The 21,912-nt window shown below is 65.7% G+C and carries 22 protein-coding genes; 11 read left to right on the plus strand and 11 right to left on the minus strand.

The features are described 5' to 3' along the window. Positions 1-17: 17 nt before the first annotated feature. The 4 genes from AQZ49_RS11475 (at position 18) to AQZ49_RS11490 (ending at position 3,513) form a co-directional block, all read left to right on the plus strand. A complete protein-coding gene (locus AQZ49_RS11475) occupies positions 18-533 on the plus strand; it encodes a ubiquinol-cytochrome C chaperone family protein (RefSeq protein WP_067615687.1) in 516 nt (171 codons plus the stop codon). After that, positions 530-1,054 (plus strand): YceD family protein, encoded by a 525-nt coding sequence (locus AQZ49_RS11480; RefSeq protein ID WP_067615689.1) that lies wholly within the window; start codon positions 530-532, stop codon positions 1,052-1,054. The genes AQZ49_RS11475 and AQZ49_RS11480 overlap by 4 nt, the downstream gene beginning before the upstream one ends. Positions 1,055-1,062: 8 nt before the next feature. After that, the gene (locus AQZ49_RS11485; protein WP_067615691.1) at positions 1,063-2,496 is read left to right on the plus strand and encodes an MATE family efflux transporter; all 1,434 of its coding nucleotides are present in this window, start codon (positions 1,063-1,065) and stop codon (positions 2,494-2,496) included. A 546-nt stretch (positions 2,497-3,042) separates the two neighbouring features. After that, complete coding sequence (locus tag AQZ49_RS11490) at positions 3,043-3,513, plus strand: hypothetical protein (protein WP_231739201.1); 471 nt, start codon at positions 3,043-3,045, stop codon at positions 3,511-3,513. Positions 3,514-3,577: 64 nt separating this feature from the next. On the opposite strand, the gene AQZ49_RS11495 is transcribed toward AQZ49_RS11490, so the two are convergent. Together AQZ49_RS11495 and AQZ49_RS11500 are read right to left on the minus strand one after the other, a co-directional pair. Next, positions 3,578-5,305, minus strand: a complete 1,728-nt coding sequence (locus tag AQZ49_RS11495; RefSeq protein WP_082701726.1) for an ATP-binding protein — start codon at positions 5,303-5,305, stop codon at positions 3,578-3,580. Between the two features lie 79 nt (positions 5,306-5,384). Next, the gene (locus AQZ49_RS11500) at positions 5,385-5,849 is read right to left on the minus strand and encodes a glycosyltransferase family protein (protein WP_231739202.1); all 465 of its coding nucleotides are present in this window, start codon (positions 5,847-5,849) and stop codon (positions 5,385-5,387) included. A 220-nt stretch (positions 5,850-6,069) separates the two neighbouring features. Here AQZ49_RS11500 and AQZ49_RS11505 point away from each other — a divergent pair, with 220 nt between their 5' ends. Beyond that, positions 6,070-6,528 (plus strand): Dps family protein, encoded by a 459-nt coding sequence (locus tag AQZ49_RS11505; protein ID WP_067615701.1) that lies wholly within the window; start codon positions 6,070-6,072, stop codon positions 6,526-6,528. Positions 6,529-6,797: 269 nt separating this feature from the next. Here AQZ49_RS11505 and AQZ49_RS11510 read toward each other — a convergent pair whose 3' ends face one another. Then, positions 6,798-7,157, minus strand: a complete 360-nt coding sequence (locus tag AQZ49_RS11510; RefSeq protein ID WP_156428269.1) for a hypothetical protein — start codon at positions 7,155-7,157, stop codon at positions 6,798-6,800. Positions 7,158-7,297: 140 nt separating this feature from the next. Here AQZ49_RS11510 and AQZ49_RS11515 point away from each other — a divergent pair, with 140 nt between their 5' ends. Then, positions 7,298-7,780, plus strand: a complete 483-nt coding sequence (locus AQZ49_RS11515) for an NUDIX hydrolase (protein WP_067615705.1) — start codon at positions 7,298-7,300, stop codon at positions 7,778-7,780. Here AQZ49_RS11515 and dinB read toward each other — a convergent pair. Continuing rightward, positions 7,769-8,881: a DNA polymerase IV gene (gene dinB, locus AQZ49_RS11520; RefSeq protein WP_067615710.1), complete on the minus strand. Its 1,113-nt coding sequence runs from the start codon at positions 8,879-8,881 to the stop codon at positions 7,769-7,771. The genes AQZ49_RS11515 and dinB overlap by 12 nt on opposite strands. Before the next feature lie 92 nt (positions 8,882-8,973). Here dinB and AQZ49_RS11525 point away from each other — a divergent pair, with 92 nt between their 5' ends. Next, positions 8,974-10,227: a multidrug effflux MFS transporter gene (locus AQZ49_RS11525; protein ID WP_067615712.1), complete on the plus strand. Its 1,254-nt coding sequence runs from the start codon at positions 8,974-8,976 to the stop codon at positions 10,225-10,227. A 5-nt stretch (positions 10,228-10,232) separates the two neighbouring features. Here the strand turns inward: AQZ49_RS11525 and AQZ49_RS11530 are convergent, their stop codons facing one another. The 3 genes from AQZ49_RS11530 to apaG all read right to left on the minus strand — a co-directional run bounded on the left by AQZ49_RS11530 (position 10,233) and on the right by apaG (position 13,648). Next, the gene (locus AQZ49_RS11530; RefSeq protein WP_067615714.1) at positions 10,233-12,203 is read right to left on the minus strand and encodes a putative bifunctional diguanylate cyclase/phosphodiesterase; all 1,971 of its coding nucleotides are present in this window, start codon (positions 12,201-12,203) and stop codon (positions 10,233-10,235) included. Between the two features lie 140 nt (positions 12,204-12,343). Beyond that, a complete protein-coding gene (locus tag AQZ49_RS11535) occupies positions 12,344-13,201 on the minus strand; it encodes a LysR family transcriptional regulator (RefSeq protein WP_067615715.1) in 858 nt (285 codons plus the stop codon). 33 nt (positions 13,202-13,234) lie between these two features. Then, entirely contained in the window at positions 13,235-13,648 is a 414-nt protein-coding gene (gene apaG / locus AQZ49_RS11540) for a Co2+/Mg2+ efflux protein ApaG (RefSeq protein WP_067616077.1), read from the minus strand. Between the two features lie 123 nt (positions 13,649-13,771). Between apaG and AQZ49_RS11545 the strand changes: the two genes are divergently transcribed. The 3 genes from AQZ49_RS11545 to AQZ49_RS11555 are packed head-to-tail and all read left to right on the plus strand — an operon-like array spanning position 13,772 to position 16,629. Then, positions 13,772-14,386 (plus strand): DNA repair protein RecO, encoded by a 615-nt coding sequence (locus AQZ49_RS11545; protein WP_067616079.1) that lies wholly within the window; start codon positions 13,772-13,774, stop codon positions 14,384-14,386. Positions 14,387-14,431: 45 nt separating this feature from the next. Continuing rightward, on the plus strand, positions 14,432-15,487 hold the full coding sequence (gene leuB / locus AQZ49_RS11550) for a 3-isopropylmalate dehydrogenase (protein WP_067615717.1): 1,056 nt from the start codon (positions 14,432-14,434) through the stop codon (positions 15,485-15,487). Positions 15,488-15,498: 11 nt separating this feature from the next. After that, the gene (locus AQZ49_RS11555) at positions 15,499-16,629 is read left to right on the plus strand and encodes a glycosyltransferase (protein ID WP_067615720.1); all 1,131 of its coding nucleotides are present in this window, start codon (positions 15,499-15,501) and stop codon (positions 16,627-16,629) included. Positions 16,630-16,866: 237 nt separating this feature from the next. On the opposite strand, the gene AQZ49_RS11560 is transcribed toward AQZ49_RS11555, so the two are convergent. The 3 genes from AQZ49_RS11560 to AQZ49_RS11570 form a co-directional block, all read right to left on the minus strand. Continuing rightward, entirely contained in the window at positions 16,867-18,495 is a 1,629-nt protein-coding gene (locus AQZ49_RS11560) for a SulP family inorganic anion transporter (protein ID WP_067615722.1), read from the minus strand. Continuing rightward, on the minus strand, positions 18,492-18,809 hold the full coding sequence (locus tag AQZ49_RS11565) for a helix-turn-helix domain-containing protein (RefSeq protein WP_067615724.1): 318 nt from the start codon (positions 18,807-18,809) through the stop codon (positions 18,492-18,494). Before AQZ49_RS11565 ends, AQZ49_RS11560 begins: the two co-directional genes overlap by 4 nt. Before the next feature lie 75 nt (positions 18,810-18,884). Next, positions 18,885-20,216, minus strand: coding sequence for a phospholipid carrier-dependent glycosyltransferase (locus AQZ49_RS11570; protein WP_231739203.1), 1,332 nt, complete (start codon positions 20,214-20,216; stop codon positions 18,885-18,887). 134 nt (positions 20,217-20,350) lie between these two features. Between AQZ49_RS11570 and AQZ49_RS11575 the strand changes: the two genes are divergently transcribed. Then, positions 20,351-21,559 carry a trans-sulfuration enzyme family protein gene (locus AQZ49_RS11575; protein WP_067615729.1) on the plus strand — a complete coding sequence of 403 codons (1,209 nt, stop codon included), beginning with the start codon at positions 20,351-20,353 and terminating at the stop codon, positions 21,557-21,559. A gap of 26 nt (positions 21,560-21,585) precedes the next feature. Here AQZ49_RS11575 and AQZ49_RS11580 read toward each other — a convergent pair whose 3' ends face one another. Further along, positions 21,586-21,837, minus strand: a complete 252-nt coding sequence (locus AQZ49_RS11580) for an accessory factor UbiK family protein (protein ID WP_067615731.1) — start codon at positions 21,835-21,837, stop codon at positions 21,586-21,588. Between the last annotated feature and the right edge of the window lie 75 nt (positions 21,838-21,912).

Genomic DNA, 21,912 nt, shown 5'->3' on the forward strand with positions numbered 1-21,912 from the left:
GGACAGAAAGAGACGTGATGTCGCGATTTGCGAATTGGCTGCGACCCCGCCCGGACCCCCGCGCGGCCATGCGCCCGCTGTGGCACAAAGTGGTGGAAATCGCCCGTGAAAAGGAATGGTATCGCGACTGCGGCATTGCCGACACGATCCCCGGCCGGTTCGATGCGATCACGCTGATCTTGGCGCTGGTGCTGATCCGCATGGAACAGGACACGATGCTGATCGAGCCTTCGGTGCGGCTGACCGAACTGTTTGTCGAGGATATGGACGGGCAACTGCGCCAGGGCGGCGTGGGCGATCTGGTGGTGGGCAAGCATATCGGCACACTGATGAGCACGCTGGGCGGCCGGCTGGGCGCCTATCGCAGCGCGCTTGACGAAGGCGAAGCGGCGACCACCGCGGCGGTGGCGCGCAATGTCACCTTGCGCGAAGGGGTCGATCCCGTGCTGGTGGCGCGGCGCGCGCGGGCCTTTGCCGCCGGGCTGGCGCTGGTGCCCGCGCTGCGCGTGCTCGATGGAGACATCGGCAAATGAGCGCGCCTGCCACCCCCGAATGGACGCGCCTGTTCGATATCCGGCAATTGCCCGCGACCGCGATCGATATCGAGGCCGACGCCGACGAACGGCGCAGGCTGGCGGCGCGATTCGGCCTGACCGCGATCGAGCGTCTGGTTGCGACCGTGCAGTTCGAGGACGACAAGGACAAGATCACCGTGACCGGCCGGATTCGCGCCGCGATCATCCAGGCCTGCGCCATTTCGGGCGAGGATTTTCCGGTGGCGATCGATGAACCGGTCGATCTGCGGTTTGTTCCGCTGCAAGGCACGATGGTGCCCGACGAGGAAATCGAACTGAGCGCCGAGGCCTGCGACGAAATCGAATATGCCGGAACCGCGTTCGATCTGGGCGAGGCGCTGGCGCAGACGCTGGCGCTGTCGATCGACCCGTTTGCGCAAGGCCCCGATGCCGACCGCGCGCGCGCCGAACACGGGCTGGCGGGCGAAACCGGCGGCGGGGCGTTTGCCGCGCTATCCGCGCTCAAGCCAAAGGAATAGGCGCCCGCATGGCCAATCCCGAACCGCACCAGCACGGCCCCGGCGGGGCGCGGCGTGGCGATCTGACGCGCGGGCCGATCATGGGCACACTGCTGCGCTTTTCCGCGCCGACGCTGCTGGCCAACGTGCTGCAATCGCTCAACGGTACGGTCAACGCGGTCTGGGTCGGGCGCATGCTGGGCGGCAGCGCGCTGGCCGCCACCGCCAATGCCAATGTGGTGATGTTTCTGGTGTTCGCCGCCACGTTCGGGTTCGGCATGGCCGCCACGGTCAAGATCGGGCAGGCGTTCGGCGCGGGCAATGTCGATGCCGCGCGGCGCACGTTCGGCACGGCGATGGGGTTTTGCGTCGGCCTTTCGCTGCTGGTGGCGGTGATCGGCTGGATCGGCGCGCCCGCACTGTTGCGCACGATGTCGACCCCGCCTGTGGTCTATACCTTTGCGCTGGCCTATTTGCGGGTGATCTTCATCGCCATGCCCGCACAGATGGTCAGCGTCATTCTGGCGATGTCGATGCGCGGCGCGGGCGATTCGGCGACGCCGCTGCGCATGATGATGATTTCGGTGGTGCTCGATGTGGCGCTCAATCCGCTGCTGATCGCCGGGTTCGGGCCGATCCCCGCGTTCGGCATCGCCGGATCGGCGATTGCGACGACGATCGCCTCGACCGTGGCGATGCTGGCCTTTGTGGTTGTGCTCTATGCGCGCGACCTGCCGGTGCGGCTGTTGCGCCACGAACTGCGCTATCTGATCCCGCACCCCGCCGAGCTGCGCTTTATCGTCACCAAGGGCCTGCCGATGGGTGCGCAGATGCTGCTGGTATCGATGGCCGGGATTGTCATGGTCGGGCTGGTCAACCGCGAAGGCGCCACCGCCAGCGCCGCCTATGGGGCGTCGCTGCAAGTGTGGACCTATCTGCAGATGCCCGCGCTGGCGATTTCGGCGGCAGTCAGCGCGATGGCCGCGCAGACCATCGGCGCGCGGCTGTTCGACCGGCTGGATGCGATCACTCGCGCGGGTGTCGTTCTGAATGTGATCATGACCGGGGTGATGACCGCGCTGCTGCTGCTGTTCGACCGGCCAGTGCTGGCGCTGTTCCTGGGCGCGCACAGCCCGGCGGTCGATCTGGCGCGGCATATCCAGTTTCTTGCAAGCTGGACCTATATCCTGTTCGGGATCACCATCGTGCTGTTCGGCACGATGCGCGCGGCGGGCACCGTACTGCCGCCGCTGATCGTGCTGGGCATCGCGATGTACCCCGGTCGGCTGGGGTTCTATGACCTGATGCACGCCAGGCTGGGCATGGACGCGATCTGGCTGAGCTTTCCGGTCGGATCGGGCATCGCGGTCGTGCTGGCCTATGGCGCCTATCGCCTGATCCCCTGGCGCCGGAATGCCGAACAGGCGCGTGTCACGCCCGCGCGCGCGTCCGCCCCCGCCTAGGCAGCAGGGTCAAAGTCCACCGCTTGCAGAGCCAAGATTGAGTGGCCGGAAGCACCCTACAAGTTGCCGATCCATGTGTCCGATGCGGACATTGCATTTTGCCTTTGGTAGGCTAAGCTGCGGTAAAATCCACATAGTGATTGAGGACATGGAGCAGAGTGCGTGCCGAAACAACTAGCGCATACTGTGTCGCAGGCTTGTTATGGCATAAGGAATTTTTGGAGCACTCTTAAATGAAGTTGCCATGCGATCAAAAAGGAATGCTGCGACTTATTCTTGCAGTTTTCTGGCTTATTCCTGCATGGCTTAGTTTTTCAATTCGCAATGATGCCCACCATCACGCGGGAATACGTCACTACGCATGGGTCGCGTTTCTTATTTCATCATTATTTGGAATATACTCGGCTTGTAGTGAAAGCGAAACTAAGCCACGCGCCTGACTTTTAGTAAAGATCGGTCCGCTCCCCTCCATTTTCCGCCGTTGCTGTGGGTAGCGGTCATGCCGCGAACGCTATGGTGGGAATCGCTCCACTTGCGGACATTGACGTGCTGGGTGATTATCCGCTTATGGAATACATCAGCAATAAAACGACCGCGGATCGCCTCTATTTGAAGGGGCTGACAGTCCGCTATGAGCAAGGTATCGGCAAGTGGATGCCCATCATGTGGCACTTGGCGCTTCGCGGTCATACCGGAGCGATGATTGAACTGGCTGACTGGTTCTCCGATGACGACAGCGCGGTATCGTTTGGCAAACCGGCCGATGCATTTAGCCCGGCAGGCCTTTACTATCGCGCTTGGCGGAAAGGCGATGCTCGCGCGGCTGGTAATGCAGCGATGAGCTGCTTCAATCGCAATGACATGATCGGGTATCGCCGTTGGCTAAGATGCGCTGCAAAAGCCGGTGACGCGGACGCGGCAAGGTCATTGCAGTTCTTTGAAACTCGGCTGTGGCATGCCGCTGCGAGGAAAGTTGGTCGGTTACGCCCTCGGCAAAAGCGGGACGGGTTCGCTTAGTTTAAACGACAGTTAGCCTCCAAAATCCGCCGTCGAATCAAGCGGAAAGCCTGCCCGCCCCCACCTAGCGGCTCTGCGCGCGCCAGCGTTGCAGGGTGCGTTCGATCATGGCGTCTTCGCCGCCCGATTTGCTCCATTGCGCGGCGAACGACGGGTCGTCGGAGGCCGGGCGCAGCGCGGCGTCGAGATCGTCGAACGACACCCGCATGGGGATCGATACGCCTTCGCCGCAGACCACGCATTCGCGATTGCGCAAGGCCGGGATCGCATCCATGAACCCGCGCGCGCCTTCGGGCATTGCCGCGCGCACATGCGCCTGGTCGCGTTCGTTGTTCAGCCGCATGGCGATGATCGTGCCGCATTGCGACAGCACCCCTTCGGCAAGGTCGGATGGCCGCTGCGTGATCAGGCCCAGGCTGACGCCGTATTTGCGGCCTTCCTTGGCGATGCGCGACAGCACGCGGCCCACTGACGAGCCATCGGCATTGCGTTCGTTTGGCACATAGCGGTGCGCCTCTTCACACACCAGCAGGATCGGACGGGTTTCCTCGTCACGCGCCCAGACCGCGAAATCGAACACCAGCCGCGACAGCACCGCCACCACGGTCGAGGTGATTTCCGAAGGCACGCCCGACACATCGATGATCGAGATCGGCTTGCCATTGGCGGGCAGGCGAAACACCTGGGCCAGGAAATCGGTCATGCAATCGGCCACCAGCATGCCCGAAAACATGAATTGATAGCGCGGATCGCCCCGGATTTCCTCGATCTTGGTCTTGATCCGCTGATAGGGGATCGATCCGGTGCCCTTGTCGAGCTTGCCCATCTCGTTTTGCAGGATGTTGACCAGGTCGGACAGCAGATAGGGAATCGGCGAATCGACGGTGATCTTGCCGATCGCCGCCGCCAGCCGGTTCTTGGCGCGCGATTGTTGCAGGCACCGCGCCAGAATGTCGGCATCGACCACCCGGTCCGACCCGCTCGACGTCAGGAACACCTCGCAATGTTCCTCGAAATTCATCAGCCAGTACGGCATCTGCAGGTTCGACACGTCGAGCAGATTGCCGCGATCGCGGAACGCCGAGATATATTCGCCGTGCGGGTCGATCATCACGATATGGCCCTGCGGCGCCAGTTCGCAAATGCGGTGCAGGATCAGCGAGGCCGAGGTCGATTTGCCCGTGCCGGTCGACCCCAGCAGCGCAAAATGCTTGCCCAGAAAACTGTCGATATAGATCCCCGCGCGGATGTCCTTGGTCGGGTGCACGGTGCCGATGCTGATATTGGGGCGGCCGTCGCTGGCATAGATCTGCGCCAGATCGGCCCGCGTGGCGACATGCGCCAGCGCGCCGGGCATGGGATAGCGGGTGACCCCCCGGCGAAAGCCATAGATATTGCCGGTCAGGCGTTCGGTATCGCCTTCGCCCATGAAATCGACTTCGGCGACCACGCCGCCATGCTCTTCGGCGGTTGTGGCCTGGCGCAAGGTGCGCACCACGCCCAGCAACCAAGTGTTGCCGACGCGGATCTTGATCTGGCTGCTGACCTGGCCCGACATGGCGATCGCCGGATCGGCATCGCTCAGGCATTCGTGCAGGCGCTCGGGATCGAACACCACGATGGTGGTGCCGCCCGCTACGTCGCGCACCACACCGATCGGCCGGCGCGCGTTGTCGAGGCTGACCGGATTGCCCGTCGGATCGCAGTTTGCCTGCCGGTCGTCACGCGAAGACTGGCCCGGCCCGGTGACCGCCTCGCTGCGTGCAGGATCGAACGCGGCATGCCTGCTCATTTCCGACATCGAGACCTTTCCCCCGTCGGCCATTGTGCACCGACCTGACGTTGGTTAGCCGTTACTGGTTAATTCGGCGCTAATTCGCGGCCTGATCGCCTTCATCGTCCAGCACGATGAAACGCGCGCGAAACCGCCCGCGCCGTTCGTCTTCCTCCAGCGCGGCATAGAGCCGGTCGAGACACCCGGCGCGGTCGGGCATGTCGGGGCTGTCGATCACCACGATCCGCAGACGCGGATCGCCGCCGGTTGCGGCCACTGCATCAAGCATCGCCGGATAGCCGATGGGACAGCCGACATAGACCCGCGTGCCGATCACCGGCCAGCTCGCCAGTTTGCGCCGAACGAGCGCGCGCGCCGCAACCGGATGGGCGGGAATGCGCATCAGCACGGCGGTCATGCCTTCGCCGCGCCCGGGCCCCCGGCCAGGCAGTCGGCGCCCTTGCGCCAGCCAATGCGGCCCGCGCCTGGCCAGCCAGACCGTGGTCAGCCAGACCAGATCCGAGCCGCGCCATGGCCCCAAGCGATATGCCCATTCCAGCATCGGCATGTGCCCCCGCACCCGGCATATTGGTACGCTGCGGGCAAGCCGCTGACAATTGCCCAAACCCCGACAATTGGGGCGAAAATGGTGCATCACGACGACCGCATGGCGAACCGCACAAATCTATTTTCTCGATGTCCGCAACCGAACATATTCACTAACCAATCGCGCGTTCGCGGTGCTAGGTGGACCAATGACAACCTGTGAAAGGGATCATTCCATGCCGGGTGACAATGCCAAGAAAGCCCTGATCGACAGCCTCAACGGGCTGCTCGCCGACTTGTTCGCGCTCTATCTGAAGACCAAGAATTTTCACTGGCACGTGGCCGGGCCGCAGTTTCACGATCTGCACCTGCTGTTCGACACCCAGGCCACCGAACTGTTCACACTGACCGACGTCATCGCCGAACGCGTGCGCAAGAACGGCGGCGCAACGCTGACCTCAATCGGCGCGATCACCGCCAAGGCGGCGATTGCCGACGATGATCGCGCCGGGCTCGATGCACTGACGATGGTGCGCGTCCTGCGCGATGACAACGCCACGCTGATCGGTCGCATCCGCGAGGTCAAGGCCGCGGCGGGCGAAGCGGGCGACAACGCCACGGATGGCGCGTCCGACGACTGGACCGACCAGGCCGAACAGCGCGTGTGGTTCCTTACCCAGATCCTGGGTGGCTGATCTAGGGTCATTCTGCCGTAGATTGAGGCACCGTGACGGAGCCGATTTTGGCCCAGTGTGAGGAGGGATGGCGCAGGAATATGTCGATATTTCAAGCCATCTCGACGAAGCAATGGGCCAAAATCGGCCCGCCGCTTCGCGATTGCCCTGGAAAGCCCCGTGACAGGGTCGCAGCACTTGCGCGGGACAACCAGCCCGCACTGCGCGCTGCGTCTTCTCACGGAGCTTTCCAGAGCAATCACGGTGCCCCTATCTACGGCAGAAAGACCCTAGCTCCCGACTGTCTCGCCCCCGATCGGGGGGGCACAGGCAGCCAGCCGCGCGTCGAGCGTGGCCGACAAGCGGGCTGCATCGCGCCTGCCGGCAAGGTCGCTGGCCAGGCTCGCCTTGCTGCGCGCCAGATCGGCGCGCACCGCTGCCGGGTTATCGTTGTGCACCAGCGCCAGGTGCAACCAGTGGTCGGACAGCGCATTCAGCCGCTCAACCGTCGCGCGATCCCGGGCCTCGGCCCGATCGCCGCCAAGCAGCGCGGCCAGCGTGGCCTCGCCCGCCGCACAGCCTATCGCGCGGTCGTAATCGCCCCCCGGCGTATCGACCACCGCAAGCGCCATTGCCAAAATCAGTGCCACACCCATTTCAGCCCACTTTCCGTCCTTGCCTCGCAGCGTCCTGGCAGACCCGCCCGTGGTCTGTCGAGCGCGGCCCAGACCCTATCGATACGGCGTTTCGCAACGGGACAGACGCGGCCCAAAGTCTTGCCGCACAGGTCATGAACGCCACCGCGCTGATCCCCGCACCGCTGCATCGCTGGCTGTTGCGCGTGCTGCAACCCTGGCGCCTGTGGCTGTGGGGCCGGCTCGGCCGCGAAGTCGAAGGGATCATGGTACTGGGCTTTGCCGCCGACGGACGATTGCTGCTGGTGCGCCATTCCTATCATTTGCCCGACCAGTGGCTGGTGCCCGGTGGCGGGCGGGCGGCGGGCGAAGACATCCTGACCGCCGCCGCGCGCGAAATCGCCGAAGAGACCGGCTGCACGCTCCACAACGCGCGCTCGCTCGGCCAGGTGCGGCGCCGGATGCCGCAAGGCTGGACCAACCGCATCGAAGTGGTGACCGGACGGATCACCGGAACACCGCGCGCCGATGGCCGCGAGATCGTCGCGGTCGCGCTGCACGCCCCCGACGCGCTGCCTGCCGCGACCAATGGGGCGGTCCATGCCTATCTTGCGCTGTGGCAGGCGTCAGAACGGTAACGAGGCCTGCCCTTCCGGGGCGGCATCGTCTGCCACCTGCCGGTCGGTTTCGAGCGCCGACAGCGTCAGCCCCATCAGTCGCACCGGCTGACGCAGCGGCAACAGCCCATCGAGCAGATCGCGGCCCAGACCGGCGAATTCCTCGATCCCCGCCACCGCGCGCGGCAACGACCGGGCCCGCGTCAGCGTCTGAAAGTCGGCACTGCGCAATTTCAGCGTGACCGTGCGCCCGCGCACCCCGGCCTTTTCGATGCGTTGCCAGACAATCTCGACAATTTCGGCCAGTGCGTCGCGCAGGCCCGGCCCCGAACCGATATCATGGGCATAAGTCCGCTCTGCGCCGACCGATTTGCGCGGGCGGTCGGGTTCGACCCGGCGCAGATCGATGCCCCGCGCCGCGCGATAGAGGTAATCGGCCTGGGCGCCGAAATGGGTGCGCAGGACATCGAGCGGAACCGCGCGCAAGTCTGCCCCGGTCTGCACGCCGAGCGCGGTCATGCGTTGCACCCCGCGCGGGCCGACCCCGTGAAACCGCGCCACCGGCAGCCGCGCGACGAACTCTGCGCCCTCGCCGGGGCGGATCACGCACAGCCCGTCGGGCTTGTTCTGGTCGGACGCCAGTTTGGCCAGAAACTTGTTGTACGACACCCCGGCGCTGGCCGTCAGCCCGGTTTCGGCGCGGATTCGCTGACGGATGCGTTCGGCAATACGCGTTGCCGAGCCGATGCCGCGATCGTCCGCCGTCACGTCGAGATAGGCCTCGTCGAGCGACAGCGGTTCGATCAGTGCGGTGTAATCGGCAAAGATCGCATGGATCTGCCGACTGACCGCGCGATAGACATCAAACCGGGGCGTCACGAACACCAGCGCCGGGCATTGCCGCGCCGCGCGGGTCGACGGCATCGCCGAGCGGACCCCGTAGGCGCGCGCCTCATAACTGGCCGCGGCCACCACGCCGCGCGCCGAAGACCCGCCAACCGCCACCGGACGGCCGCGCAAACTGGGGTCGTCACGCTGTTCCACGCTTGCATAAAAGGCATCCATATCGACATGGATGATCTTTCTGAAGCCGGACGCGGCAGGGTCTGGGGCGTGCTCCATGGGCTTTGTCCTAGCACAGATAAGAGTGGGAACACGTCCGCGCCATGCCTATAGCGCGCCGCATGTCCCGATCCCTTTCCCCCGACCAGCCCATGACCGAATCGACCCGCCGCCCCATCGGCAGCGGCGAATTCGTCGCGATGATGGCGGCGACGATGTCGCTGCAGGCGCTGGCGGTCGATGTCATGCTGCCCGCGCTTGGCATGATCGCGCGCGATCTGGGGGTATCCAATCCCAACCATCGCCAATTGGTGGTCGGGGTGTTTCTGGTCGCCGCAGGGTTCGGTTCGTTGCTGCCCGGCCCGCTGTCGGATCGCTATGGCCGGCGCCGCGTGCTGCTGGTGTGTTTTGGCGGCTATATCCTGCTGTCGCTGGGATGCGCGCTGGCGCCCGGTTTCAACACGCTGATCGCGCTGCGCGTGGCTGTCGCGCTGTGCAGCGCGGGCCTGACCGTGCTGCCGTCGGCGATCATCCGCGATCGCCATTCGGGCGATGCCATGGCACGCATGACATCGACCGTGTCGATGGTGTTCATGATCGCGCCGATGGTGGCGCCCACCGTCGGCCAGGCGGTGCTGCTGGTGGCAGGCTGGCGCTTCATCTTTGCCATGCTGGCCGCGCTGGCGCTGGTGATCGGCACATGGATCGCGCTGCGCCTGCCCGAAACGATGGCGGTGGCGCATCGCCAGGCGATCCGGCCCGCCCGCATCCTGTCGAACATGACCCACGCCGCCACCTATCGCCGGTCGATTGGCTATACGCTGGGCAGTTCGCTGACGTTTGGCGCAATGCTGGGCTATATCAATTCATCGCAGCAACTGGTGGCGGAACATTTCGGCGCCGGGGCGATGTTTCCGCTGCTGTTCGGCGCCACCGCGATCCTGATGGCCACCTCCAATTTCCTCAATTCGCGCATTGTCATGCGGTTTGGCGCAAGGCGGGTGTCGCACGGGGCGCTGATGGTGTTTCTGGTGCTGGCGCTGGTGCAATTGCTGCAGGCACGCAATCCGCACGAGACGCTGGCGCAGTTCATGCCGGTGATGGCGCTCAACATCTGCATGCTGGGCTTTATCGGCGCCAATTTCAGCTCGATCGCGATGCAACCGTTTGCCGGGATTGCCGGTTCGGCCAGTTCGGTACAGGCCTTTTTGCGCATGCTGATCGCCGCCAGCCTGGGGATCGTGATCGGACAGGCCTATAACGGCACCGCGCTGCCGCTGACCACCGCATTTCTGGTGTGCGGCCTTGGCACGCTGATACTGGTGCTGTTCAGCGAAGGCGGCCGCCTGTTCGGCGCGCGCGAACCGGTGGCTGAACACGCCCCGCCCCATTTCGACGTGCATTGACGGGCTCAGGCGACGGCGCGGTGCAATCCGGCGACCAGCGCCGCAGCGGTATCGGGCGCGCCAAAGTGAAAGCCCTGCATGCGGGTGATGCCCAGTGCGCGCGCCGCCTCGGCCTGCGCCTCGGTTTCAATCCCCTTGATCGTGCATTCGAGCCCCAATTGCCACGACAGCGCGACGATCATCCCGACCACCGCGCGCGCGCCGGGATCGACCGGCAGCGCCTCGGCCAGCGTGCCGTTGAGCTTGATCAGATCGAGCGGCAGGTCGCGCAATTGTGACAGGCTTGACCAGCCCGCGCCGAAATCGTCGAGCGCGATGCGAAAACCTTGCGCGCGCATGGCTTCGAGCTGGCGCGCGGCGCGGCGCGGATCGTCGAGCAGCGCACGTTCGGTGACATCGAGAATGAGGTCGGACGGCCTGCCCCCAGCCGCCAGGGTGATGTCGGCCAGCACCTCGGCAATCCCGTCGCGCACCACATCGCGCGGTGAAAGATTGACCGACAGCGCGATGGCATGGTCGGCGGGGCGGCATTCCTCGATGGCGCGCGACAGCACCAGCCGGGTCACTTCGCCCATCCGCCCGGTGGCATGGGCCATCGCCATGAACGAGGCCGGGGGCTGCCAGATCCGGCCATCGGGCGACCAGCGCGCGAACGCTTCTGCCCCGACCACGCGCCGATCGCGCAGATCGATCATCGGCTGATAAACCAGCCGCAGCCGATCCTGCAGCACGCTGTCGTGAAATTGCCGGGTGATCAGCGCGCGCTGGCGCAGCGCGGCTTCGTCTTCGGGCCCGAACAGCACCACCGCGCCATCGCCTTGCTGCTTGGCCTTGTACAAGGCGGCGTCGGCGCGTTCGAGGCAGGCGCCCGAATCGGGCTGATCGAGACGGTAGAGCCCGATCGAACACAGCACGCGCAGCCGCGTGCCATTGAACGGGATCGGCTGGCGCACCATGCCCGACAGCCGGCGGCAGGCTGCGCGGGCCTGCGTCTGGTCGAACGCCGCGTCGAACAGGATGGCGAATTCGTCGCCGCCCAGCCGGCCATGCGCCACGACCCCGGCCAGTGCGCCCGTCCGCCCGGCCACCGCGCGCAGCACCGCATCGCCCGCACCATGGCCATACGTGTCGTTCACATGCTTGAACCCGTCGAGATCGACCAGCGCCAGCCACAGCGGTGTCGCGGAGGCCCTGGCCACTTCGTCGCGCAGCCGTTGCAGGATCGCCCGCCGGTTGAGCACCCCGGTCAGATCATCGATCGTCGCGCGATCATAATTGACCAGTGATTCGCGCGCGGTGTGCGCCAGTTTGCGTGCCAGCCGCTGGTTGGCCAGTTCGCGTTGCACAAATTCGCGATGGCTGGTGACGATCGCGATCAGCATCGTGGCGGTGAACACGATCTGCACCAGCGCCAGCAACAGCGCATCGAAGGTACGCGCGGCAAGAAACATCCCCAGCGCCGGCACCGAGAACGCCAGCGCGACATTGAGCGCGGTGCGCGGCGCCTGGGCCAGCGCGACCATCGCGGCGAACGCCGTCACCGCCAGCACATATTCGACCAGCATGCGCTGTTCGAACGTACCATAGCGCATCAGCACCATCGTCCAGACCATGAACGCCAGCGCGAACAGTCCGCCGATTGTCTGCATCCGCGCCAGCGCACAGCGCTTGGCCTCCAGCGGTTGCACGGTGATGCGATGCGCGCGCCAGGCCTGCCCGCGAACGCCGGCGATCAGTGCCAGCACAGCGCCGAGGCAAAGCACCCAGCCCGGCGCCACCGTGCGATAGCTGCACGTCAGGATCGCCACATCGAACAGCAAGACCAGATAGAGCACCGGCACGCGCGCCGCGATTCCCGCCACATAGGCATCGACAAACTTCGACGACGTGCGCTGGCGCAAGGCGCGATCAAGCCGCCACAGCAGGTGGTTGAACTGCCGAACGACAGACCCGGTAATCTCGATCAGACGACCCATGCCCGATGGCATAGGCCGCCGGGGGTTAAATAGGGGTCAACACGCCACTACTGCCAATCCGCCGGATCAGAAAAAATGCTGATTTTTTAAAGCGCAGCGTGCGCGCGGAGCCAGCACGGGACAACGTTTGCCAGGCCGGTTCAGGCCTGCGGCGGGTGCAGCGCAGCCACCAGCGCGCGGACTTTCTTCTGGCGCCATTGCGGCAAGGGCGCGACCAGCCAATACCCGCGCAGGCCCTCTTCGGGCGCGCCCAGCGCACGCACCCGGCCGGTTGCCAGCGCCGCCTCGGCCAGTAGGCGCGGCACCCGCGCGCGGCCCAGCCCGGCCGCCGCCGCGCTGATCGCGGTGCCCGCATCACCCACCGAAATGTGCACTTCACGCGGGCTATTGCCTGTGGCGGGATCGCCCCCGAGATCGCCCCCGAGATCGCCGTCGTCACCTGCCGGATCGCCCGGCCAGGCAATCCACGGCGCCTGGTCGGCAACATCGTGCCCGGCCACCACGATCGTGCCGCGCGGCCCCAGCGCGATCCCTTCAAGATCGCCCGGCCCTTCGCTCCAGCGCACGGCGAGATCGAGATTGGCCTCGGCAAAATCGACATCACCGTCGCCGCCGATCAGCGCAAACCGCAATTGCGGGCTGTCTTCGCGAAACGCCGCCAGCCGCGCCGACAGCCACGCCGCAAAGAAATCGCGCGGGCAGGCGATCGTATAGACATGGCTCGACTGCCCGGCGCGCATCGCCTGAACGCCTTCTTCAAAGCGCAGGAATCCCTCGCGAATCGCATCGAGCCCGGCCGAAGCCTCGTCGGTCAGTTCCAGGCCTTTGGAGGTGCGGCGGAACAGGATCACCCCCAGCAGATCTTCGAGCGCGCGAATCTGCTGGCCGACTGCCGCCGGGGTCACCGCCAGTTCGTCGGCGGCGCGCGTAAACGACAGATGCCGTGCGGCGGCGTCGAGCACGCGCAAGCCATTGAGGGGAAGATGGGTCCGCTTCATCCCCGCCTCCATCACGCGGCAGGGCCGGTCTTGTCAATCTTTGGCGACTTTTCCCACCGGCGCGGATGCGGCCAGAGGAAAGAACGGGATCGCCACGTCAAACCGCGATCCATCGTCGCGGATCATCGTATAATGCCCCTGCATGCTGCCCAGCGGCGTGCCCAGCGGACAGCCGGAGACATAGTCATGCGACTGGCCCGGCTGCAATCGCGGCTGTTCGCCGACCACGCCTTCGCCATCGACATGGTTGACCACCCCGCGCCCGTCGGTGATCTGCCAATGGCGGGTCAGCAATTGCACAGCCTGCGCCGAATCGTTCTCGATGCGGATGTGGTAGACCCAGAACCATTTTCCGGATTCGACGCGCGACTGTTCTGGCAGAAAATTGACCGCAACCCGCACGGTCACGCCATCCGTCATCGCGGCATGCTGAAAAAGCTGCTTCATGATCGCAAGGCTATCGCACATCGCCGCTTGTTCCAACGGCGTATTTGCAAGGGTTTGACGATTCTCATCAGTCCATTGGCGCACGGGTTTGCGGGCGGCGATCTGCGCCTCTATGCGTGGCCCATGCTGATCCGCTCCCATGCCCTGCTCTGTGCCGCGCGCGCGCATGGCGAACATGGCGCGGTGGTGCGCGCGCTGACCGCCGAACACGGGCTGGTTGCGGCCTATGTGGCGGGCGCGCGAGGGCGCGAACTGCGCCCGGTACTGATCCCCGGCAACACCCTGGCGATCGAATTGCGCGCGCGCGGCAACAGCCAGTTGCCCTCCGCGCGGTGCGAACTGGTGGTCAGCCGCGCGCCATGGCTGTCCGAACCACTGCCCGCCGCCGGGATCGGCTGGGTCACCGCGCTGGCCGCCGCAACCTTGCCCGAAGGCCATCCCTATCCGGCTATCCACGCCGCGCTGGAGGCCGCGCTCGATGCGATCTGCCATGCCCCCTCGGCGCGCGGCTGGGCGCGGGTGCTGGCGGGGTACGAAGCGCTGTTGCTGCGCGAAGTCGGCTATGGCACGGCGCCACTGCCCCCGCCCGAAGAAAGCTGGCCCGATCTGCTGGCCCGGCTCGACCGCCAGGGCCACGCGCTGACCTCGCGGATGTTTGGCGATCGCGGCCAAAGCCGCGTGATCGCCGCGCGCGAACACCTGATCGAACGCCTGCGCCGCATTGACCCGGACAGTTGAGCGCGGCAAAGGGGCCGCTTTGATTGCAACGGGACAAGGCTGGCCATGAAAATTGCGGTGTTGCCGGGCGACGGCATCGGTCCGGAAGTCACGCACGAGGCGGTGCGCGTGATCGCGGCGCTCGATCTGGGCATCGATCTGCAGTGGGCACCGGTCGGCGGCGCCGCCTACAAGGCGCATGGCCACCCGCTGCCCGCCGACACGCTGGCCGTGGCGCAAGCCTCGGATGCCATCCTGTTCGGCGCGGTGGGCGATCCCGATTGCGATGCGCTCGATCGCCATCTGCGCCCCGAACAGGCCATTCTGGGCCTGCGCAAGGCCCTGACCCTGTTTGCCAACTTGCGCCCGGCGCAAGTGTTTGCCGGGCTGGAGGCGCGTTCGGCGCTGCGGCCGGAAATCGCCGCCCTGATCGACATGGTGATCGTGCGCGAGCTGAACGGCGATGTCTATTTCGGCGAAAAAGGCTTTCGCACCAACGCTGCGGGCGAACGCGAAGGCTATGACGTGATGTCCTACAGCACGTCCGAGGTGGAACGCATCGCCCATGTCGCCTTTCGCACCGCACAGGGCCGCAAGCGCCGCGTGTGCTCGGTCGACAAGGCCAATGTGCTGGAAACCTCGCAACTGTGGCGCGATGTGGTGATCGAGGTGGCGCGTGCCTATCCCGACGTCGCGATCGAACACATGTATGTCGACAACGCGGCGATGCAACTGGTGAAGAACCCGGGCCATTTCGACGTGGTGCTGACGGGCAACCTGTTCGGCGATATCCTGTCGGACCAGGCCAGCATGTGCGTGGGCTCGATCGGCCTGCTCGCATCGGCCTCGCTCGGCGCGCACCAGACCGCGCATGGCACGTTCGGCCTCTATGAACCGATCCACGGTTCGGCGCCCGATATCGCCGGCCAGGGCCTGGCCAATCCGATGGCGACGATCCTGTCGGCGGCGATGCTGCTGCGTCATTCGCTGGGCCTGGCCCCTGCCGCCGACCGGATCGAGGCGGCCGTGGCGGCGGCGCTGGCCGACGGTGTCCTGTCGCGGGACCTGGGCGGGAACGCGCGAACCACGGAAATAGGTGACGCCGTGCTCACAAGGTTGTAAGCGCGCGGCCCATGCTTCAACTCGCAGTCATACTTCCAACCTACAACGAGCGTGCGAATATCGCGCGCATGGTCGAACGCATCGACGCCGCGCTGACCGGCTACACCTGGGAAGCGATCTTCGTCGATGACAACAGCCCGGACGGCACCGGCGACGAAGTGCGCCGCATCGCGCAGGCCGATCCGCGCATCCGCGTGATCGAACGGATCGGGCGCCGGGGCCTTGCCTCGGCGGCGATCGAGGGCATGTGTGCCAGCGCGGCGCCGATCGTGGCGGTGATGGACGCCGACGGACAGCACGATCCCGCGCTGTTGCCGGGCATGTTCGCGGCGATCACCAGCGGTGAATACGATGTCGCCTATGCCTCGCGCTTTGCCGAGGGCGCCAGCACCGAGGCCTGGGGCCGACCCGATCGCGTGAAAGCATCGGGCATTGCCAATGCCATCGCCCGGCGCGTGACCGGGGTAGACCTGAGCGACCCGATGAGCGGCTTTTTCATGCTGCACGGCGAAACCTTGCGCGCCGATGCGCATCGCCTGTCGGGGGTTGGCTTCAAGATCCTGCTCGATATCCTGGCCACGGTCGATCGCCCCTTGCGGGTCAAGGAATTCCCCCTCAATTTTGCCGCCCGCATGGACGGCGAATCCAAACTGGACAGAACAGTCGTGTTCGAATTTCTGATCGGCCTTTACGACAAATGGCTGGGGCGGATCATCCCGACCCGGTTTGCGCTGTTCGCTACGGTGGGCGCGATGGGCGTCGCGGTGAACTTTGCGGTGCTGTGGCTGGTGCTGAGCGTGATCTTGCGCGAACGCTTTGTCTATGGCCACTGGGTGGTGGGCGAAACCACCTTCATCATCGCCAATGTGATCGCCGCGCTGACCGCGATGACGTTCAACTTCGTGCTGAACAACGAACTGACGTATGCGGAAAAGCGGCTGCGCGGGCTGATTCCGCTGTTCAAGGGCTGGGCCAAGTTCTTCCTGACCTGCGCGATCGGCATCCTGTCGCAGATCGCCAGCACCGACGCGCTCAAACGGCTGCACGTCAACGACGCGCTGGCCGTGCTGGGCGGGATCATCCTTGCCTCGGTGTGGAACTTTGCGCTGTCGAGCAAGTTCGTGTGGGGCAAATACGGCTGACCGTCGGCCAAGAGTCTGACCCGAAACGCGCGAAAGGGCGCGTTTCGAAGTCGGCACCGGCCCGCTCCCCGTGACGAAGAACACGAAAACGTCCGGGGGACGTTTTCGCTGAGGAGCCGACCACCCATAGGATACCTATAGTAGGGTGGTCGGGTGGGGGAGCGGGCCGGTGCCGACTTCCCGACACGCCAGTGTCGGGTCAGGCACTAAAAAAGGGGGCCCGCAAGGCCCCCTTTTTCATGCAACCCGCCGCAGCGCCGCCGCCAGGCTAGCCACGCGCTCGGCACCGGCAAAGCGTGGTCGGGTGCGCGCGAGTGTGGCCCATACCGGGCGGGGCATATCGCACAGGATCACCCGCGCGCCGCGTTCGCGCGCGCGGCGCACCACCGTTTCCAGCACGTGGACGCCCGAACTGTCGATATAGGGCACGCGGTCCAGCCGCAGGATGACCGCGCGCGGGTTGCCGCCGATGCGGCCCAGCGCCTCGACCATTTCGCTGGCCGCGCCAAAGAACATCGGCCCGGCGATGCGAAACACCTCGACGCCGGGCGGCAGAGCCGCGCGCTGGTCGGGGTCTTCGACGCTGTCGTCGTCTTCCAGCACGCCGGTCGCCTCGCTCATGCGCGCCATGAACAGCAGGCTGGCCAGGGTGACACCCACGCCGATCGCCACCGTCAGATCGACGAACACCGTCAGGGCGAACGTCAGCAGCAACAGCGCGCGTTCGCCCGCATCCATCCGCAACAGCGCGCGAAAGCGTTCGATCTCGCTCATCCCCCAGGCCACGATCAGCAGAATCGCGGCGAGCGCGGGCATCGGCACATAGGCCACCAGCTTTCCCGCGACGAGCAGGATCACCAACAGGAACCCGGCATGTGCCATGCCCGCCACCGGGGTCTGCGCGCCCGCGCGGATATTGGTCGCGGTGCGCGCGATCGCGCCGGTCGCGGGCAACCCGCCGAACAGCGCCGAGGCCATGTTGGCAACGCCCTGCCCGACCAGTTCCTGCCCCGAACGGTGGCGGAAACCGGTCATCCCGTCGGCCACCACCGCGGACAGCAGCGCCTCGATCCCGGCCAGAAAGGCAATCGTGAACGCCGAAGGCAGCACATCGCGCACGATGCCAAGGCCCAGATGCGGCACGTGCGGCAGCGGCAACCCGGTCGGCATCGCCGGAAAGCGCTGCCCCACGGTTTCCACCGGCAGATGCAGCAACGCCACCCCCAGCCCCGCCGCGACAATCGCGATGAGATAGCCGGGGAGGCGCGGATTGATCCGCCGCAGTCCCAGGATCAAAGCCAGCGTGCCCAGCCCGACCCCCACCGTGGCGGGCGAGATCGTGCCGACCGCGCCCGCATAGGCGGCCCATTTGCCGATGAATTCGGCCGGCACACGGCCCGCGTGCAACCCCAGAAAATCGCCCACTTCGCCCGACGCGATGATCACCGCGATCCCGGCGGTAAACCCCGTGACCACCGGCATCGGCACATAGCGCATCAGCCGCCCGACCCCGGCATAGCCCGCCACGATCAGGATCACCCCGGCCATCAGCGTCGCCGCCAGCAACCCGTCATAGCCATGGCGCGCGATCACCCCCGCGATCACCACCACGAACGCGCCGGTCGGCCCGCCCACTTGCACCCGGCTGCCGCCCAGCGCCGAAATCAGGAATCCGGCGATGATCGCGGTGACCAGCCCCCGGTCGGGCGAGGCGCCGCTGGCGATCGCCAGCGCCATCGACAACGGCAGCGCGACGATCGCCACGGTCAGCCCGGCGACCAGATCGGCGCGCAACCGCGCCGGGCCATAGCCTTCGCGCAACACGGTCACCAGCTTGGGCGTAAAGGCCAGCGGCAGGCGCATCATTCGTGGCTTTGCCGGGGCGGCTGGTCAAACAGCAACGATCCTGCACGCACCGCGTCGGCGCCCTGCCCCGGCTCGCGCAGGCGAACCCCGCGCCCGGTGCCCGCCGACGGTGCATGTTCGCCCAGGATCTCGATGCCTGCGCCTTCGAGCGCACGGATCAGCCGCATCAATTTGTCGACGGTGCCGCGCACTTCGCCGCTGGCCGCTTCCATCCGCTGGATGGTCGGCAACGACACCCCGGCAAGTTCCGCCAGTTGGCGCTGGTCAATCCCCAGCAGGGCGCGCGCGGCCCTGATCTGCGCAGCAACGATCATACATGTATCCTGATGCTTCAGACATCAGGATAGATACACCAATTCGGCGCTCTGCCAAGTCGCGTGATGCAGCGCTCAGCGCCAGCTTTTCAGCCACATATAGTCGAGATAGGCTTTCTTGCCCGGCAGGGGCCCGGCCGAAATGATCGGATAAAAGCCGATGAACACCACCGCCGTCACCGCCAGGGCAGTGCGGCCCGGCCATTTCAGCCCGGCATCCCACCACCGCCCGAGCACCAGCGCCAGCGCCGCGATCAGGAAACAGGCAGCCAGCTCATAGTGGTAATAGAACTGCACCGGCTTGCCGTTCATCGCCCAGAAAATCAGGCTGAGCACATAGAGCACCACGATCAGCGCGGGCAGCCCCTGGCCCTTCCAGCCCTTCCACGCGCACCAGCCCAGCGCGGGCAATCCGGCCAGCATCGAGAACGGATTGCCCAGCATCAGGATGCCGCGCTGATCGCCGTCGATATGTTCATACAGGAACCAGATCGGGCGCAAGTTGAAGATCCATTGCCACCACCGGCTCATATAGCGGTGCGGCTTGACCACGCTGTCCTGCAATTTCAGCATGTAGCTTTGCCACGGGATCACCCCGCGCAGCGTCATCGGCTGCACTTTGTAGAAGAACGCCGGGGCAAACGTGGCCAGATAGACCACTATCGGCAGCAGCCCCAGCCACAGCGCAGCCTCGGCCAGCGAGACCCCGCGCACCGGGCCCGCACGCGTGGCAAACAGCCAACGCCCCAGCCCGCGCAACACGCCGCGCACATGCGCTGGACGGCGCCAGCCGATCAGATCGAGCGCGGCGGCGCGTTGCCAGGCAAACAACAGCCCCGGCACCACCATCAGCGGCGCACCGTTCCATTTGCCGCCCAGCGACAGGCCAAAGAACATGCCCGCCAGCGCCAGATGCACGCGCCCGCCGCGCCGGTCGGCCCAGTGCGGGCGCGCGGCAAGCGCCCATTGCCACATCCCCAGCGCCAGCATCGAGGCCATCGCCATGTCGAGCATGCCGATGCGCGACAGGATGAACCAGATGAAATCAGTCGCCAGCAGGAACGTGAACAGCAGCGCCACGCGCCGCGATGCCGACACCCACCACATCGCGCGCGAGGCCGCCAGCAGCCCCACCGTGCCCAGGATCAGATTGGGGAACCGCCAGCCGAACGGATGATCGCCGAACAGCCGCATGCCGATCGCGATCATTTCCTTGCCCAGCAGGGGATGTTCGGGATTGAGCCGCCGGGTCAGGTCGATCAGGCGCCGCGCGGCGGGAATATAGTGGATCTCGTCAAACATCATCTTCGACGGTATCGCCAGGCGGCACAGGCCCAGCAGGAAGAACCCCGCGACCAGCACCAGCGTGGCCGCCAGCGGATCGCGCCGGTCAACAAGGGTACGCATGGCCCGCGCCGGGGCAGCAAGAATATCAGACCTGGGCATCGCTGGCAGCGCGCATACGCGAAAGGCGCCGGGATTGGTAGCGTCCTCGCAAATCCGGCTCGCCCCTTCGCCGCAATTCGATTATGGGCCCACGCATGAAACGCACGACAGGACAGGATCGCTCGATCACGCGCCACTGGCGCCCCGCCACACAGGCCATTCGCGGGGGCACCTGGCGCTCTGAAATGGGCGAAACGAGCGAGGCACTGTTCCTCACCTCGGGGTACACCTATGACGATGCCGCCACCGTGGCGGCGCGGTTTGCCGGTGAACAGGACGGGATGACGTATTCCCGCCTGCAGAACCCCACCGTGCAGATGCTCGAAGAACGCATCGCCCTGCTCGAAGGGGCAGAGGCCTGCCGCGCGCAAGCCAGCGGCATGGCGGCGATGACCACCGCCCTGCTGTGCCAGTTGTCGGCGGGCGATCACATCGTCGCGGCCAAGGCGGCGTTCGGATCGTGCCGCTGGCTGGTCGACAACCTGCTGCCGCGTTTTGGCGTGGCGGGCACCACCATCGATGCCAACGACAACGCCGCGTGGGAGGCCGCGATCCGGCCCAATACCAAAGTGTTCTTTTTCGAAAGCCCGGCCAATCCGACGATGGATGTGGTCGATCTGGAATTCATCTGCACCCTGGCGCGCAAGCACGGCATCATCACCGTGGTCGACAACGCCTTTGCCACCAGCGCGCTGCAAAAGCCGATGGAATTCGGCGCCGATGTCGTCGCCTATTCCGCCACCAAGATGATGGATGGCCAGGGCCGCGTGCTGGCGGGCGCGGTGTGCGGATCGGATGCGTTCATCAATGACGTGCTGTTGCCGTTTCAGCGCAACACCGGGCCCAATATCGCCCCGTTCAACGCCTGGGTCGTGCTCAAGGGGCTTGAAACGCTGGACTTGCGGATTTTCCGCCAGAGCGAAAACGCGCTGAAGGTCGCCGAATTCCTCGAAACGCGCGTGCCCCGCGTGCTCTACCCGTTCCTGGCCAGCCATCCGCAGCACGCGCTGGCCAAAAAGCAGATGAAAGCGGGCGGTTCGATCCTGTCGATCGAACTCGACGGCGGCCGGGCCGAGGCGCACGGGCTGCTCGATGCGCTGGAGCTGGTCGACATTTCCAACAACATCGGCGATTCGCGCTCGCTGATGTGCCATCCGGCCTCGTCGACGCACCATGGCGTGGGGCCGGAAACGCGCGCCGACATGGGCGTCGGCGAAAACATGCTGCGGCTGAACGTGGGTCTGGAAGACCCGCAGGACGTGATCGACGATCTCGACCAGGCCCTGCGCAAAATCGGCCTGTAACCAATCCTCCCCGCAACGGGGAGGATTTATTCGGGCTTGGCGTTTGCCTCCAACGCGGCAATGCGCGCCTTCAACGCCTCGACTTCCTCGCGCGCGCTGGCGGCCAGGTCTTTCACCGCGTCGAATTCCTCGCGGCTGACGAAATCAAATCCGCCAAAGGCTTCCTTGGCGCGTTCGCGCACGGTCTCGCCTGCTTCGCGGCCGATCCCGGCGACGGTGCCGGCGGCGCTGTTGAGCAGCTTGACGAAATCGGCGATCAGCGGGTTTTCGCTTTGCATGGGGTATGGCCCTGTGAGGAGTTTGGGTAACGGGTCTGAAGCCCGCTAGATGGGAGCGAACCGCCGCCGGGGCAA

Origin of the sequence: Novosphingobium sp. FSW06-99 (assembly GCF_001519065.1) — a bacterium.
Taxonomy (GTDB): domain Bacteria; phylum Pseudomonadota; class Alphaproteobacteria; order Sphingomonadales; family Sphingomonadaceae; genus Novosphingobium.